This is a genomic window from Oecophyllibacter saccharovorans (genome assembly GCF_006542375.1).
GTDB classification, from domain to species: domain Bacteria; phylum Pseudomonadota; class Alphaproteobacteria; order Acetobacterales; family Acetobacteraceae; genus Oecophyllibacter; species Oecophyllibacter saccharovorans.
This window is the reverse complement of sequence record NZ_CP038143.1, coordinates 273,461-287,184: the sequence shown is the minus strand read 5'-3', so window position 1 is coordinate 287,184 and position 13,724 is coordinate 273,461. Positions and strand designations below refer to the sequence as shown.

17 protein-coding genes, 1 tRNA gene and 1 other RNA gene are annotated in these 13,724 nt (G+C 58.9%); 15 read left to right on the top strand and 4 right to left on the bottom strand.

The window, feature by feature from the left end:
• Nucleotides 1-27 precede the first annotated feature (27 nt).
• Entirely contained in the window at nucleotides 28-591 is a 564-nt protein-coding gene (locus E3E11_RS01265; RefSeq protein ID WP_231118942.1) for a hypothetical protein, read from the top strand.
• The gene (locus E3E11_RS01260; RefSeq protein WP_141450812.1) at nucleotides 585-1,313 is read left to right on the top strand and encodes a hypothetical protein; all 729 of its coding nucleotides are present in this window, start codon (nucleotides 585-587) and stop codon (nucleotides 1,311-1,313) included. Before E3E11_RS01265 ends, E3E11_RS01260 begins: the two co-directional genes overlap by 7 nt.
• 24 nt (nucleotides 1,314-1,337) lie before the next feature.
• On the opposite strand, the gene E3E11_RS01255 is transcribed toward E3E11_RS01260, so the two are convergent.
• Nucleotides 1,338-2,033 carry a thiamine phosphate synthase gene (locus tag E3E11_RS01255; RefSeq protein ID WP_141450811.1) on the bottom strand — a complete coding sequence of 232 codons (696 nt, stop codon included), beginning with the start codon at nucleotides 2,031-2,033 and terminating at the stop codon, nucleotides 1,338-1,340.
• On the bottom strand, nucleotides 2,020-2,418 hold the full coding sequence (locus E3E11_RS01250) for a hypothetical protein (RefSeq protein ID WP_141450810.1): 399 nt from the start codon (nucleotides 2,416-2,418) through the stop codon (nucleotides 2,020-2,022). Before E3E11_RS01250 ends, E3E11_RS01255 begins: the two co-directional genes overlap by 14 nt.
• Before the next feature lie 249 nt (nucleotides 2,419-2,667).
• Between E3E11_RS01250 and E3E11_RS01245 the strand changes: the two genes are divergently transcribed.
• From E3E11_RS01245 to E3E11_RS01210, 8 genes are all read left to right on the top strand, one after another.
• A complete protein-coding gene (locus E3E11_RS01245; protein WP_141450809.1) occupies nucleotides 2,668-3,000 on the top strand; it encodes a hypothetical protein in 333 nt (110 codons plus the stop codon).
• Between the two features lie 3 nt (nucleotides 3,001-3,003).
• A complete protein-coding gene (zapA, locus tag E3E11_RS01240) occupies nucleotides 3,004-3,372 on the top strand; it encodes a cell division protein ZapA (RefSeq protein ID WP_141450808.1) in 369 nt (122 codons plus the stop codon).
• 64 nt (nucleotides 3,373-3,436) lie between these two features.
• Nucleotides 3,437-3,592, top strand: a non-coding RNA gene (gene ssrS, locus E3E11_RS01235) — 6S RNA.
• Nucleotides 3,593-3,647: 55 nt separating this feature from the next.
• Nucleotides 3,648-4,208 (top strand): 5-formyltetrahydrofolate cyclo-ligase, encoded by a 561-nt coding sequence (locus tag E3E11_RS01230; protein WP_231118941.1) that lies wholly within the window; start codon nucleotides 3,648-3,650, stop codon nucleotides 4,206-4,208.
• 46 nt (nucleotides 4,209-4,254) lie between these two features.
• On the top strand, nucleotides 4,255-5,070 hold the full coding sequence (locus E3E11_RS01225; protein WP_141450806.1) for a TIGR00282 family metallophosphoesterase: 816 nt from the start codon (nucleotides 4,255-4,257) through the stop codon (nucleotides 5,068-5,070).
• Between the two features lie 80 nt (nucleotides 5,071-5,150).
• Complete coding sequence (locus E3E11_RS01220) at nucleotides 5,151-5,786, top strand: nitroreductase family protein (RefSeq protein WP_141450805.1); 636 nt, start codon at nucleotides 5,151-5,153, stop codon at nucleotides 5,784-5,786.
• A 110-nt stretch (nucleotides 5,787-5,896) separates the two neighbouring features.
• Entirely contained in the window at nucleotides 5,897-7,183 is a 1,287-nt protein-coding gene (locus E3E11_RS01215) for a DEAD/DEAH box helicase (protein ID WP_141450804.1), read from the top strand.
• Nucleotides 7,184-7,362: 179 nt separating this feature from the next.
• The gene (locus E3E11_RS01210; RefSeq protein WP_141450803.1) at nucleotides 7,363-7,908 is read left to right on the top strand and encodes a DsbA family protein; all 546 of its coding nucleotides are present in this window, start codon (nucleotides 7,363-7,365) and stop codon (nucleotides 7,906-7,908) included.
• Here E3E11_RS01210 and E3E11_RS01205 read toward each other — a convergent pair.
• Nucleotides 7,862-8,833, bottom strand: coding sequence for a LysR family transcriptional regulator (locus tag E3E11_RS01205; protein WP_141450802.1), 972 nt, complete (start codon nucleotides 8,831-8,833; stop codon nucleotides 7,862-7,864). The two genes, E3E11_RS01210 and E3E11_RS01205, sit on opposite strands and share 47 nt — an antisense overlap.
• 184 nt (nucleotides 8,834-9,017) lie before the next feature.
• On the opposite strand from E3E11_RS01205, the gene E3E11_RS01200 reads away from it, so the two are divergent.
• Complete coding sequence (locus tag E3E11_RS01200) at nucleotides 9,018-10,211, top strand: MFS transporter (RefSeq protein ID WP_196778307.1); 1,194 nt, start codon at nucleotides 9,018-9,020, stop codon at nucleotides 10,209-10,211.
• Nucleotides 10,212-10,314: 103 nt separating this feature from the next.
• Here the strand turns inward: E3E11_RS01200 and E3E11_RS01195 are convergent.
• Nucleotides 10,315-10,404 (bottom strand) — tRNA-Ser (locus E3E11_RS01195).
• A gap of 169 nt (nucleotides 10,405-10,573) precedes the next feature.
• Between E3E11_RS01195 and ffh the strand changes: the two genes are divergently transcribed.
• Genes ffh through trmD form a run of 4 tightly spaced genes read left to right on the top strand, consistent with a single transcriptional unit; the run spans nucleotide 10,574 to nucleotide 13,696 of the window.
• Entirely contained in the window at nucleotides 10,574-11,986 is a 1,413-nt protein-coding gene (gene ffh / locus E3E11_RS01190; protein ID WP_141452031.1) for a signal recognition particle protein, read from the top strand.
• 46 nt (nucleotides 11,987-12,032) lie between these two features.
• Nucleotides 12,033-12,398: a 30S ribosomal protein S16 gene (gene rpsP / locus E3E11_RS01185; protein WP_141450801.1), complete on the top strand. Its 366-nt coding sequence runs from the start codon at nucleotides 12,033-12,035 to the stop codon at nucleotides 12,396-12,398.
• Between the two features lie 39 nt (nucleotides 12,399-12,437).
• Nucleotides 12,438-12,989, top strand: a complete 552-nt coding sequence (gene rimM / locus E3E11_RS01180) for a ribosome maturation factor RimM (protein WP_141450800.1) — start codon at nucleotides 12,438-12,440, stop codon at nucleotides 12,987-12,989.
• On the top strand, nucleotides 12,986-13,696 hold the full coding sequence (gene trmD, locus E3E11_RS01175) for a tRNA (guanosine(37)-N1)-methyltransferase TrmD (protein ID WP_141450799.1): 711 nt from the start codon (nucleotides 12,986-12,988) through the stop codon (nucleotides 13,694-13,696). The genes rimM and trmD overlap by 4 nt, the downstream gene beginning before the upstream one ends.
• Nucleotides 13,697-13,724 lie beyond the last annotated feature (28 nt).

Sequence of the window (13,724 nt, the reverse complement as noted above, 5' to 3'; positions counted from 1 at the left end):
ATTGGACGGATGAGAGGGAAGGCAGTGATGGTGGCACGACCGGGGGAGAAGGACGTGATCGATAACGGGCGCTGGTCTTGTGTTGGCCGAGCCTGCCAGGAGGTTTCAAAGACCTGGCAGCGCGAGGTGCCACCTGTCAGTTCTGTGGCTTCCACTACAGGGTTTCCGGGCAGGAAGGCCCGGAAATTCCTTCTCGCTAGCGTCATGGCTGCGATGATGGGAGGCGGTCTTTCTGCCTGCAGCATACCGCCGCTGCAGAATCCCAAGGTGCTGAATTCCCTGGTGGGCGATACGGCCCTGCAGATCGTGGACCGTTTCGGTGTGCCGACGGGCGTGTTCCAGACGCAGGGACATGAATTCCTGGCCTATAACCAGACAGACACGACCTTCACTGACCCGGATCCCGGCTGGGGTTGGGGTTGGGGCGGTTGGGGCTGGGGATGGGACAGCCCATGGGGTTGGGGCTGGGGAGGCCCGTGGGGCTATGCCGGTCCGCCTGCGCCCATCGTGACCACCACTTCCTGCCAGACGACTTTCGAGCTGGTGAATGACCGGGTCATGGGGTGGAAAATGCGAGGTGACGGGTGCTGAAAAAACGATCTTCCGCAAGCAGAGCACTTCTGGCCCGGGGCTTTCTGGTGCTGCCCCTTCTGGCAGGATGCACCACAAACGGGCAGAAGCCGGAGCCCCCCAATCGGCAGAATCTGACCCTGGTCCGTCCTTCAGACGTGGCGCGCCTTCTACCTGAAGAGACGAGCCTGCGCCGGCAGTACCATCCGCCGCTTCCCCGTGCCGGGCGCGTGGCGCCCGACAGCAGGGTGGCTTATGAAGCCATTCCCAACATGTCCTATGCGGACAATTCCCTGGATGACAATCTGGCTGGCTCTATCGAGCTTGCTGATTATTACACCATGGCTGTCAAGGCGGGCTGGCAAAGATGGCTCCAGGGTGGGGGGCCTTACACTGTCCTGGCAATGCCCAATCAGCAGATCGAGGCGCTGAGCCGTAGCTGGCCGGGGCAGGGTATGCTTGACCCGGTCAACTATCAGCGTTTGAAATTCTTCATCGGCCAGACGATTCTTGTCGGCAAATGGACGCCGCATCATCTTCGTAAAAAGCTGGCAACCCCTGAAGCACGCCGTGCCGGTGGGGTCATCCAAACCCGTACCCTGACCGGCGAGCCTGTCAGCCTGCGTCTTCTGCCTGGCGATGTGATTCAGATCAGCAACCGGGAAGGCAGCCTGCGGATCGGCAGGCGGGGTTATAAGCAGTCAAACGGGGTCTTCTACGTGACCGATCGCGAGTTGTACTGAACGCCAGAACGAGCCGCTTATTTTTCAGGCAAGGGTCGTGAAAGTGGCTAGAAGCGCCTGAAAGAGACGTTCGTTTTCCGGCCAGGCCGCTGGTGAGTCCCCGACGGGAAAAGCGATAAAATCTGCCCCCGCTTGTGCAGCCGCCACGGCTTTTTCTGTTTCTGAGCCAGGCTGGAGAGAAGCAGGCGATATATCCTGCAACAGTTCAGCGACGGAGGGCAGTTCTGTCATGAGCGCCCATTGCTGAAACAGTGTGGTCTCAGCGGCAGGAAAGCTGACATAGTCCGCGCCCGCTTCCCCGGCCCGCATGGCTTCGTCGAGACTGGAACAGCTGCAGCCGATCTGAAAAGCGTTCTTTCCGCTCTTGCGAGGCGGTAAAGCCTTGAAAGCGGCCAGAGTTTCAAGATGTATGCCGTCGATTTTCTCCAGCGGCAGGGCATTTATCAGGCGCGTGAGAGTCTGGAGATCTTCGCCATGAGGCGCTGCAATGACAGCCACGTCATGACTCTGGGCGAGAGAGAGCAGCGCATCAAGGGCTGGGGGATAAGGAGGTGCCGAAAAGCAATAGCGCAAGGCCGTCACCTGTGGGGCTGCCAGCAGGTCTCCCAAAGGTTTTTCAAGCGCTCCGAGAGCGGCGGTATTGCGGGTCAGGATGGCAGGCAGAACAGGGTACAGATCCACCTGATGAGGGGGGGATTCAGAGGTATCAACAGCAGTCATGGGCTTTCTCTTGCTCTCGTCTCGTGGGGCTCGTGCTCATCTGTGCTTCGGCGGGATAGGCTGTAAAAAGCCGGTGTTTCAAGGCTAGAGGCAGTGCATGCAGCAGGGAAGGGGCCAGGTTCCGGCAGATCACCCCCTGAGAGGGAGAGCTGTGCTGCAGGTAATAAAGCGCCATGGCGGCCGCTTCTCCGCAATCCAGTAGGGTAGGCGGAAGAATGTCTCCTTTTGTGACGTCCTGCCACCAGGTGAGACCGAAGGCGCAGCCGCCAAAAAGGGGCGAAATGGCCGTGAAGCCTCTCGGGCCGAAGCGGGTGAATGCCGCCTGAAAAGCAGCTCGGTCCGGCGTAATGACCCAAGGGGCGGGAAAAAGGGCGGCTTCAGGCATGGGAGGCTTTCGCGCAGGCAGCGTCTGTCCTTTTTCTCGCCGGGCTGGTGCAGGAAGATGCGTGCGAAGGAAAAGGGGCAGGAAAACTTTTGGCTCAATGAAAGCTTTGCCGTGTTTCTGCCAGTTTGTTTATGTCAAGATGGCATAAATATGAATGCGGCGTTGGCGCAAGCGTCCTGATAAGATCAGATCAGAAGTTAAGACCCAGAAATCAAGGTATGGCGCGTGAGTGCAGAAAATAACAGGTCTTTGAGCAGGCTGGAACGGGCCCGGCAGCAATCCGAGCAGCGTGAAAAGGCCATGCGACGGCTGGAGACTGGGCTGCAGGGACTGGCTTTCGCCCTGGAGCAGCGTGACCTCCAGGAGGAAGAGCGCGCTTCGGAGACAGAAGCGGCTTTTCGCCTGCTGGAACAGAAGCTGGCTGGTTTTGAAGACCGGTTGCGCGCCCTGTTGGAGACGCCTTCCCAGCCAGCAGCAGCTGATAGCGTGCAGGAAGAAGCGGTGTTCAGGGCCGAAGTCGATCCGCAAGAGAAGAGAGGAGAGGGGGCAGAGGCGCCCGCCCATCAGAGAGAGGAAGACTAGAAGATGGCGCAAGTGAGCGTGACGCTTGGAAATGCCAGCTATGTCGTCGGTTGTCAGGATGGCCAGGAAGGGCGGGTGCATCAGCTGGCCCATCTGGTTGAACAGCAGGTCGAGCAGGTGCGCAATGCACTGGCGCCGGCAAGCGATGCCCATGCGCTTTTCCTGGCCGCCCTGCTGATGGCCGATGAAATCCAGGAGCTGCGGGCAAAGGCCGTAAGTGAGGAAGACCGGCAGGAGCTCGAGCAGGCACGTCACCTTCTGGCCAGCAGTGACCACGAGACGGAGCGTCTGGGGCAGCTTGCCGAACTCGTTGAGAAACTCGTACACCAGGTGAGCGGCGAAACCGGTTCTGCTCAGGCAGAAGGCACCTGACTCGGGATTTTGGGAAAAAGCCTTTCCCGCTTGCGCTTTTTTACCGTGGCTGCCATTACTGGAGATGGAGCTGCCTGGTTTGTCAGGCAATTCAACCCCTGGGCCGATAAGCACTTCCTAGGGAGCTGGCTCTGTCGTAACCCTGGTTACGGTATCTGGCGCCCACCTGTCTAAGCAGGTCCTGGAGGTCGACAAGTCCAACGGCCATGGTGGCTCCGCTTCTTCATTTTTCCAGTCAGCCCAATCCGACCAGAACCTCTTTCAGAGAGTCGGCTTTGGCCCATTCGGAGATCGAGGCCCGTAAAGCGGTCCTGCGACGAAGCCTGCTGCTGAACCGCATTGCCCCGCTGCCTTCTGTAAATCGCCGAATCGTCACAACGCTCACGACGTTGATCTACCGTTCTCAAGCCCGAAATGTCGCCTGCGTATGGCCCTTGCCGGGAGAGGTCGATCTTCGCCCGCTCTGCCGGGCGCTTTGGCGTCTGGGGCGGCAGATATGTCTGCCTGAAACCCCGCCCAGGGGTCAGCCGCTTCGCTTTCGGCGCTGGTATCCGGGCGTTTCCCTGCGAAAAGGGCTCTTTGGAACAGTATATCCTGCAGCGCCTCTGTGCCGCCCGGACCTGATTCTGGTGCCAGTTGTTGGTTTCGACCGTTGCGGCGGCCGGCTTGGATATGGCGGCGGGTATTACGACCGCACCCTGGCCCGTTACCGGGACTTGCCAGCCATAGGTTACGCGCAGGCCTCGCAGGAAGTGACAGCAGTACCTGCAGGCCGGCATGATCAACCGCTTTCCTGCCTCGCCACCGAAAGGGAAGTTCTGCATTTTCCCAGTTAATAGAAGTTAGGCGGCGCAAGCCGGGAGAGAGAGCCAAGGAGAGATTATGCGCCTGTTGTTTCTGGGAGATATCGTCGGGCGAAGCGGGCGTGAAGCGGTCCTGCGCCATCTGCGGTCCTGGCGGGAGAAGCTGTCTCTCGATCTCGTCGTGGTCAATGGTGAGAATGCCTCACATGGTTTCGGCCTCTCTCCGCAAACCGCCCGTGACCTGCTGGCGGGCGGGGTAGATGTCATCACCCTTGGCAACCATGCCTGGGACCGACGCGACCTGATCGGCGCGATCAACCAGCTTCCTTCCGTGGTGCGGCCTGTCAACTCGCCCCCGGGCACGCCGGGTCATGGCAGCTGTCTGATCGACCTGCCGCGTGACCGCAAGGCCCTGGTGATCAATGTCATGGGGCGGATATTCATGGATCCTCTCGACGATCCCTTCCGCGTGCTGGCTGAAACGCTCAGCCGCCACAAGCTCGGTCGGACGGTCGACGCCATCATTGTGGATGTGCATGCTGAAGCGACCAGTGAAAAAATGGGGCTGGGCTGTTTTCTCGACGGGCATGTTTCACTTGTCATCGGCACGCATACCCATGTGCCGACAGCTGATCAGCGCATTCTGCCGGGTGGAACAGCCTTTCAGTGTGATGCCGGCATGTGCGGCGACTATGACAGTGTTATCGGCATGATGAAGCAGAATGCCCTGAGCCGTCTGCTCAAAAAGGTGCCGGCTGAGCGTTACCAGCCGGCAGAGGGAGAGGCGACGGTCTGCGGCCTCATGGTTGAAACCGATCCTGAAACCGGACTGGCGCGGCGCATAAGCCCTTTTCGCCAGGGAGGGTGCCTGGCCCCGTGCTGGCCGGATTTCTGAGAAAGATTTCACAGCCGTTTTTCTTTTCGTAAACTTTCTTCTGTAATTTTTTCACAGCCGCCTTTCCTGGAGATGCCTTCATGACCGCTCTTTCGAATTCCCCTGTTCTGGAAGCCATCAGGAACCGGCGTGCTGTTCGGAATTTTGATCCGGCCTACCAGATGACAGAGTCGGAAATCCTGGCCCTTCTGGAAGAAGCCCGGCTTTCTCCCACCGCTTTCAATCTCCAGCAGTTCCGATTTCTGGTGGTGAGCGACCCCGCCCAGCGCCGCAAACTGCGTGAGGCTTCCTGGGATCAGCCGCAGGTGACCGATGCTTCGGCCCTGATCGTTCTGTGCGCAGATCTCAAGGCCTGGGAAAAGGACCCCGAGCAGTGCTGGGCCACTGCCCCGGCCGAGATACGGGACCTTTACGTCGGCAAGCTCATTCCTGAATTCTACAGTGGCCGTCCCCAGCTCCAGCGCGATGAAGGGGTGCGGAGCTGCGGGCTGGCGGCTTACGCACTCATGATGGCTGCAGAGGCCTGCGGGTTGCAGAGCTGCCCGATGGACGGCTTCGATTTCGATCAGGTCGCTGAGATCATCAATCTGCCGGCAGATCATATCGTCGTGATGTATGTTGCCATCGGGCGTGAGCTTGCAGCGCCCGGGCCGCGCCTGCCGCTGCTTCCGCTGCAGGCATTGGTGGCTTTTAACCGCTTTGGCCCCGAGAAGTGAGCTTGTTCTCCGGCTAAGAGTGCCCTAGTATCAGGACTGCATGGCTCCCATTTATCATGGTGAGATCAGACCCATGATTGATGGGTTATGCTGTCGCACGAGGAGATATTATGACCAGTTTTACGGCGCTTGGTCTGGCTGAGCCCATCCAGAAGGCCCTGCAGGACGAAGGATATGAAACCCCCACGCCCATTCAGGCCGGGGCCATTCCCCATCTGATGGAAGGGCGCGATCTGCTTGGCCTGGCACAGACCGGCACTGGCAAGACCGCCGCTTTTTCCCTCCCCATCCTCAATGAGCTGCTGACCCATCCCCGTCCTCCGAAACCCCGGGGCATGCGCGCGCTCATCCTGGCGCCGACGCGTGAGCTCGCCGCCCAGATTGATGCCAATATCGCTGCTTACGGCCGCCATATTCCCGGTTTTACCCATGCGGTGATCTTCGGGGGTGTGGGGCAGAACAAGCAGGTCGAAGCCATGAAGCGCGGTGTGGACGTGCTGGTAGCAGCACCAGGCCGTCTGCTGGATCTGGTCGGACAGGGCTTCATTGATCTCTCCACGCCTGAAATCGTGGTGCTGGATGAAGCGGATCGCATGCTGGACATGGGGTTCATTCACGATATCAAGCGCATCGTGGCCCAGCTCCCGGCCCAGCGGCAGACCCTGCTGTTTTCAGCAACGATGCCTGAATCGATCCGGGATCTGGCCCATTCCCTGCTCAAGGACCCGGCAACGGTGCAGGTCACGCCGGAATCCACCACTGTGGAGCGTATTGACCAGAGCGTTCTCTTTGTGGATGCGGGCAACAAGAAGGAAGCCCTGCTGCACCAGCTGAAGAAGGACGACGTCCAGCGCGCCGTGGTCTTCACGCTGATGAAGCATGAGGCCAACAAGGTTGCGGATTACCTCAACAAGCATGGCATCACAGCCGCCGCCATTCACGGCAACAAGTCACAGGGCGCGCGTGAGCGGGCCATGGCCGGCTTCCGTGACGGCAGTGTGCGCGTTCTGGTGGCCACTGATATCGCTGCGCGCGGGATTGATGTGGATGACGTCTCGCATGTGGTCAATTACGATCTGCCGAACGTGCCGGAATCCTACGTGCACCGTATCGGCCGCACGGCGCGTGCGGGGCGCGAGGGGCAGGCCGTCTCCCTGGTGGATGCCGAACAGCGCGCCTGGCTGCGTGATATCGAAAAACGCATCGGCCAGAAGGTGCCTGTCATCACCGACCATCCCCATCATTCCGAGGCGGCGCAGAACTCGACCCTGCCGCCGCCGGTTCTGGGGGGCGGCGGCCGTGGTCGCGGTCGTGGCGGGCGCCCGGGCGGGCAGGGCGGGGGCGGACGTCGCCCGTCCAGCGCGCCGCGTGGCCCGCGTTCCGGTGGTCGCCGCTGAGACCGGCAAAGGCCTGGGTGCTTGCATATTTCGGTGATGAAAAGGCGTTCCTTCGGGAGCGCCTTTTCTGTTTGGTGGCATGCACGGATTGAAGGGTGTCAGTTGCAGACAGGCTTCAGATTGCGGGTTAGACTTTTTCTTCAAATACCCTTCAACTCAGCAATCCGTGAGGACACGCCATGGCAGTTTCGATTTCTCCCCTGGTCTGGGGCCAGGGCCCCAAGCTTTTTGAAATCTTCATTGAGCCGACCTGTCCCTTCTGCGCCCGCGCCCTGTTGAAGCTCATGCCGCTTCTGGAAACAGTGGGGCCGGACCAGATGACCTTGCAGGTGCATCTCTATTCCCAGCCCTGGCACCTCTGGTCGCCGGTCGTCATCCGCGCCGTGACTGCAGCGCAGCTGGGAACGGGCGGTCGCGAACAGGCCTGGAAAGCCCTGCTTGCGATCGGTGCGCACCGGACCGAGTTCGTGATGGAGGAGCACTGCAGCGGCCCCAACATGAACGAGACCCCGGCCGGCATCCTGGGCAGAATTGAAAAACTTGCTGGCCTTGAGCTTGCGGAAGCTTTCCGTTCTCTCCTTGTAACGCAGGAAATCAAGCGTCAGGCCCGCTACGGCCGCCAGAACGGCATCCACGTGACGCCGACTTTCATGGTGAACGGCCTGATCGACGACCGCTTCAGCTCCGGCCAGAGCGTGGAGGAGTGGAAAGAGCTTCTGGGGTAAAGGGCATCTCATCCCAAGGTTTGTGGGCGCGCAGAGCTGTCACGATCAACTGGAAAGCGGGTGGATTCTGCCGGGCACTCGGATAGTAGAGATGATACCCTTCAAAAAGCGGGCTCCAGTCATCGAGAATCTGAACAAGTGTTCCGTTGCGGAGCTCTTCTAGGGCCAAATCTTCAGGTACATACGCGATCCCATACCCGCTTATTGCCGCATCTATCATGGGGTAGGAATCGTTGAAAGTCAGCTGTCCTTCAACTCTGATCCGAAGGGCTTGACCGTCTTTTTCAAATTCCCAGGCATAAAGAGCGCCGGAAGTTTTATGGCGCATGTTCAGGCAGCTATGTCTTACCAGCTCCCGTGGATGTTCAGGGCGCCCGTGCGTTTCAAGATAGCTGGGTGCAGCCACAGCGATGAGGCGCCAGTCGGGTCCGATCCGAACGGCGATCATATCTTTTTCAAGGCTTTCTCCCAGTCTTACGCCTGCATCAAAACCTTTTTCGATGATGTTGCAGAAGCCGTTATCAAGGGAAAATTCAACCTTCACCTCTGGATACGCTTGCAATACCGCTTTGAGCTTCGGCCATACCACGCTTTTCAGAGCGTGATCGGAGAGAGTCAGTTTAATTGTGCCAATGGGTTTGTCGTCAGCGGCTCTTAATGTTGTGACGATACTTTCTATTTCGGATAGGCGTGGCGCCAGAATCTGCAGAAATCGTTCACCAGTTGCCGTGATTGCAACGTTGCGCGTAGTACGCGTCAGAAGCCGAAAACCGAGCGTTATCTCCAATTGTCTTATGGCATGACTGAGCGTGGACTGTGCCACTCCCAGCCTGGCGGCTGCTTTTGTGAAGCTGCGCTCTTCAGCAACAGTTTGGAACCATACCAGATGGTTAAAGGCCAGATGGCTCAGAAGAGAACGCGACATCGGTGCTTGTCCATTCTGTCAGTTCGAAGGGCGCATCTTAGAAAGGGCGTGGTCTCGCGATACAGCTGCTCTATTCTTCGAATATATTGATAAGTTCATGCTGATCTAAAGGGGTAATTGCTGAATAGATTCTTTCGTAACGTGGCCATTATTCTCATATTCTCACGAGTTAGGGCGATGGCACGTGAAAGATTCATCTAAAAAGACGGCAGAAAATGTTTCCCACGGGGGATCGGGCGCTTGGAGTGCAGTCCTGGCCATGGCTTTGTGCGTGGCTCTGCTGATTGCCTCAGAATTTATGCCGGTCAGTTTATTGACCCCGATGGCAGCGAGTCTGCATGCAACAGTGGGGCAAACGGGCCAGGCGATCTCTGTAAGCGGGTTCTTCGCTGTTGCGGCCAGTCTGCTTGTAACTACCATAGCAGGTATGCTGAACCGGAAATGGGTTTTGATCGGCTTAACCGGGTGTATGTTGATTTCACTGATCATGGTGGCATCGACGCCGGATTTCTTGGGACTTCTTTTGGGGCGTGCGCTGTTAGGAATATGTATCGGGGGGTTTTGGGCCCTGGCAACAGCGGTGATTATGCGCCTGGTTCCTGAAGATGAAATATCACATGCACTGGGGATCATGTATGGGGGGCAAGCTGCGGCCGCTGCCTTTGCCGCCCCAATCGGTAGCTATCTTGGCAGTCTTTTCGGATGGCGAACTGTGTTCTGGGCACTTGTTCCGGCCGTTATACTCAATATCATCTGGCTTTTGGGCACTCTCCCTTCTTTGCCAGTCAGGCAGCGGCAAAGTTTCCGAGGACTATTTGAACTGTTGCGACAGTCTTATTTTCTGCGTGGTCTTATAGGAGCCATGTTGTCCTGGGGGGCGGCTTTTACTCTGTTTACTTACTTGCGTCCGTTCCTGGAAAAAGTGACCGGAGTCTCTGTTCAGACACTCTCAATTCTCCTTCTTATTTTGGGCTGTGCAGGTTTTGTGGGTACCTGGACAGCAGGTTATCTGGCAAAAAGCAGGATATCAGGAGGATTAAAAATACCGGTGATGGTACAGGGCGCTTGCACACTGGGGCTTCTGCTGGGCGGTCACTCGCTGGTGGTGGTAGTGGTTGTAATGGCTGTATGGGGTGCAATGAATACGGCCATGTCGGTCATCTGGATGACCTGGTTGGCCCAGAATGTTGGGAAAGCTGCCGAAGAAGGGGGAGCTCTGATGGTTGCAGCGATCCAACTCTCCATTCTTCTGGGAGCCGTTTTTGGCGGTTTCTTATTGGATCATTTTTCCATTTCAGTAACGCTTGTGGGAAGTATCTTATTAGCTGTGTTAGGATGTCTGGTGATTGGTAGTGGCCGCGCGCTTTTAAAACCTTAAGCCCATCAGTTATTGGATTGTCACTGCAGTAACGAAATCAGCCTCGCTATTTTTAGAGAGACTGAAGCAATTTGTCCGTATTCGAGGCTTTGGGAAATGCCTGTGGCGGAGAGGGTGGGATTCGAACCCACGATAGGCTTCCACCTATGGCGGTTTTCAAGACCGCTGCCTTAAACCACTCGGCCACCTCTCCGGAACAGCTTTCTGGATTAGTCAGGCTTGTTTCCGCCGTCAAGGCTTGACGCCCGGCAGGGGGCCCTTTAGGAACATTCATGTTTTCGGACACGTCACTCCGCGAGGGTTCGCGCAGTGACGTGTTTGGCGTGAATTACCGTTTTGTCGGTTGCGTGGAGAAATGGTGCGTGTTCGAGCAGCTTTCCGGTAGGATGTCGAAGGTTTTCGAAGGGCTTTCCAAAGGGGGAAAGCTTTCGGAAAACGATGTCACGGAAGCGATGCGCGAAGTGCGGCTGGCCATGCTGGAAGCTGACGTCGCCCTGCCGGTGGTGCGCAGTTTTGTCAGCAAGGTTAAGGAGCGCGCCATCGGCGGTGAAGTGCTGGAAGGCACGTCACCGGGGCAGATGGTGGCCAAGATCGTCAATGACGCCCTGGTCGAAGCCCTGGGCGGCGCCGGTGCCGTGCCGCTTGACCTGGCCGCCAATGCGCCGGTGCCACTGCTCATGGTGGGGCTGCAGGGGGCCGGGAAAACCACCACTGCCGGCAAGATCGGCCTGCGACTGGCCCAGCGTGAGCACAAGCGTGTCCTTCTCGCCAGTCTGGATGTGCAGCGCCCCGCTGCCCAGCTGCAGCTTCAGCAGCTGGCTGAGCGCGCAGGCGGGTTGACGCAGGGGCGGGTGAAGAGCCTCCCTGTTGTGGCGGGTGAAACGCCCGTTGAGATCGCCCGGCGCGCCATGGAGACCGGACGCCGCGAAGGGTTTGACGTGGTGGTGCTCGACACAGCCGGTCGCCTGGCGATTGACGAGCCCCTCATGGCAGAAGTGCGCCAGATCCGCGACGAGACCAACCCGGCCGAGACCTTGCTGGTCGTGGACGGCATGACAGGTCAGGACGCGGTGAACACGGCGCGTGCCTTCAAGGAGCAGGTAGGCATTTCCGGCGTCGTGATGAGCCGTATGGACGGCGATGCGCGCGGAGGCGCGGCCCTTTCCATGAAGGCGGTGACGGGCGCGCCGATCAAGTTCACCGGTTCAGGGGAAAACCTGGAGGCGCTTGAGGAGTTCCATCCCGAACGCGTCGCAGGGCGGATCCTGGGGCTTGGCGACATTGCCGGTCTCGTGGAGACGGCGGCTGAAAAGCTTGACCACGAGGAAGGCGAGCGTGTCGCGAAAAAAATGATGGCGGGCAAGTTCGATCTCGACGATTACATGTCGCAGATCAACCAGCTCAACCGTCTGGGGTCCATCTCAGGCCTGCTGGGAATGCTGCCCGGCATGGGCAAGCTGAAGGACAAGCTGGCCGGCAAGGAGCTCGACACGTCGGTTTTTGACCGGCACAAGACCATCATTTCCTCAATGACGAAGGCGGAACGCCGTTCCCCTTCCATCATCAAGGCTTCCCGCAAGAAACGCATCGCGTCCGGTTCCGGAACGAGCGTGGCGGAAGTCAACAGATTGCTGAAACAGTTTGACGAGATGTCCACCATGATGAAGCGCATCAACAAGATGGGGCTTGCCGGCATCATGCGTGGTCTCGGTCAGGCTGGCGGCATGGGCGACATGTTCAAGGGAATTGGCGGTCCCGGCCATCCCATGGGCTGAAACCCGGTTTGCAGGTTCTGGAATAGTTTACGGTTCAGGAGATAATATGAGCGTTAAAATCCGTCTTTCCCGCGCAGGCGCCAAGAAGCGCCCTTACTACCACATCGTTGTGGCTGACAGCCGTGATCCCCGTGATGGCCGTTTCATCGAAAAAGTGGGCACTTACAATCCTATGCTGCCTGCCGAGCATGAAGACCGCGTCCGTCTGAAAGAAGAACGCCTGCAGCACTGGCTTTCCAAAGGTGCGCAGCCGACCGACCGTGTGGCACGTTTCCTGGGCAAAGCCGGTCTGGCGCCGATGCCGGTGTTCCACGAGCAGCCCAAGAAATCCGCCCCCAAGAAGAAAGCCCAGGAGCGTGCAGCTGCCGCCGCCGCGGCTTCGGAAACCGCTTCTGAAGAAGCGGCTGCTTGAGCTTCTCCTTAAGTCCGTTTTTCTTGTGGAGCCCTGTGCGTGGTTCAGTCCGCTGCAGATGACAACAGACCGGATATCCTGATCGCCACCATCGGCAAGCCGCATGGGGTGCGTGGTCTGGTGCGTCTGTATCCGGCCACTGAATCCCCCGAAACGGTGGAGAAGATCGGTCCGCTGCATGACCTGGACGGGCAGCAGTGGCGGATCCGCTGGCAAGGGCAGGGGATTGCCCAGCTTATCAGAGTGGACGGATCCCCCCTGACGGATCGATCCGAAGCTGAAAAGCTCGTGAACCGGAAGCTGTACGCGGCTCGTGAGGTGTTGCCGGCGCCTGAAGAGGACAGCTTCTATCACGCCGATCTGCTCGGCATGGAAGCCGTCACGCCTGAAGGTAAAGCCCTGGGTCGTGTTGTGCTGGTGCATGATTACGGTGCAGGGACCAGTCTGGAGCTTGGCAGCGGAGAGATCGTGCCGTTCACGCATGCCTGCGTGCCTGCAATCGACGTGGCGCACCGTCGCCTGACGGTCTGTCTGCCTGGCAGCGTGGACGTCAAGGGAGATCTGGCTGGCGAGGTCGAGGTGCGCTCATGAGCTGGCGGGCTGACATTCTTACCCTTTTCCCGGAGATGTTTCCGGGCCCGCTCGGCCTGTCGCTGGCGGGAAGGGCGCTGCAGAAAGGGGTATGGTCCTGTCATGCCCATGACCTGCGGCCGTTCGGTCTGGGCGCGCATCGTGCGCTTGATGATGCGCCTTTCGGCGGGGGAGCGGGGATGGTGATGCGGCCTGATGTGCTGGATGCAGCGCTCCAGTCTGTGGCCGGCCTGGGCGGCGATACGTCACGCCCGGTGGTTTATCCCACGCCCCGGGGACGCCGGGCGACACAGAAGGATGTGGCCAGACTGGCCCGGGGGGCGGGGGTGATCGTGTTGTGCGGTCGCTTTGAAGGTGTGGATGAGCGTGTTCTGGAAAAGCGTGGGATCGAGGAGCTCTGCTTCAGTGATTTCGTTCTTTCAGGCGGCGAAATCCCGGCCCTGGCCCTGCTGGACGGCTGCGTGCGCCTCCTGCCCGGGGTAATGGGGTCTGCCCTGAGTGCGGATGAGGAAAGCTTTGCCAATGGTCTGCTTGAATACCCGCATTACACCCGTCCTGCGGAGTGGGAAGGGCGCAAGGTGCCGGAAGTGCTTCTGTCAGGCCATCATGGGGCCATTGCCCGCTGGCGCTCTGAAAAGTCATGTGCCGTAACGCGTGCGCGCCGTCCCGATCTCTGGGCAACGCACGAAAAACGGCCTATCAGTTAATCAACTCAGTTCTTTTTATTTTGGTGTT

Excerpts from the sequence above, each read along its gene's own strand:
- E3E11_RS01265 (WP_231118942.1), top strand. The coding sequence starts at position 28 with ATGGTGGCACGACCGGGGGAGAAGGACGTGATCGATAACGGGCGCTGG.
- E3E11_RS01255 (WP_141450811.1), bottom strand. The coding sequence starts at position 2,033 with ATGACTGCTGTTGATACCTCTGAATCCCCCCCTCATCAGGTGGATCTG.
- E3E11_RS01250 (WP_141450810.1), bottom strand. The coding sequence starts at position 2,418 with ATGCCTGAAGCCGCCCTTTTTCCCGCCCCTTGGGTCATTACGCCGGAC.
- zapA (WP_141450808.1), top strand. The coding sequence starts at position 3,004 with ATGGCGCAAGTGAGCGTGACGCTTGGAAATGCCAGCTATGTCGTCGGT.
- E3E11_RS01225 (WP_141450806.1), top strand. The coding sequence starts at position 4,255 with ATGCGCCTGTTGTTTCTGGGAGATATCGTCGGGCGAAGCGGGCGTGAA.
- E3E11_RS01220 (WP_141450805.1), top strand. The coding sequence starts at position 5,151 with ATGACCGCTCTTTCGAATTCCCCTGTTCTGGAAGCCATCAGGAACCGG.
- E3E11_RS01215 (WP_141450804.1), top strand. The coding sequence starts at position 5,897 with ATGACCAGTTTTACGGCGCTTGGTCTGGCTGAGCCCATCCAGAAGGCC.
- E3E11_RS01210 (WP_141450803.1), top strand. The coding sequence starts at position 7,363 with ATGGCAGTTTCGATTTCTCCCCTGGTCTGGGGCCAGGGCCCCAAGCTT.
- E3E11_RS01205 (WP_141450802.1), bottom strand. The coding sequence starts at position 8,833 with ATGTCGCGTTCTCTTCTGAGCCATCTGGCCTTTAACCATCTGGTATGG.
- rpsP (WP_141450801.1), top strand. The coding sequence starts at position 12,033 with ATGAGCGTTAAAATCCGTCTTTCCCGCGCAGGCGCCAAGAAGCGCCCT.
- trmD (WP_141450799.1), top strand. The coding sequence starts at position 12,986 with ATGAGCTGGCGGGCTGACATTCTTACCCTTTTCCCGGAGATGTTTCCG.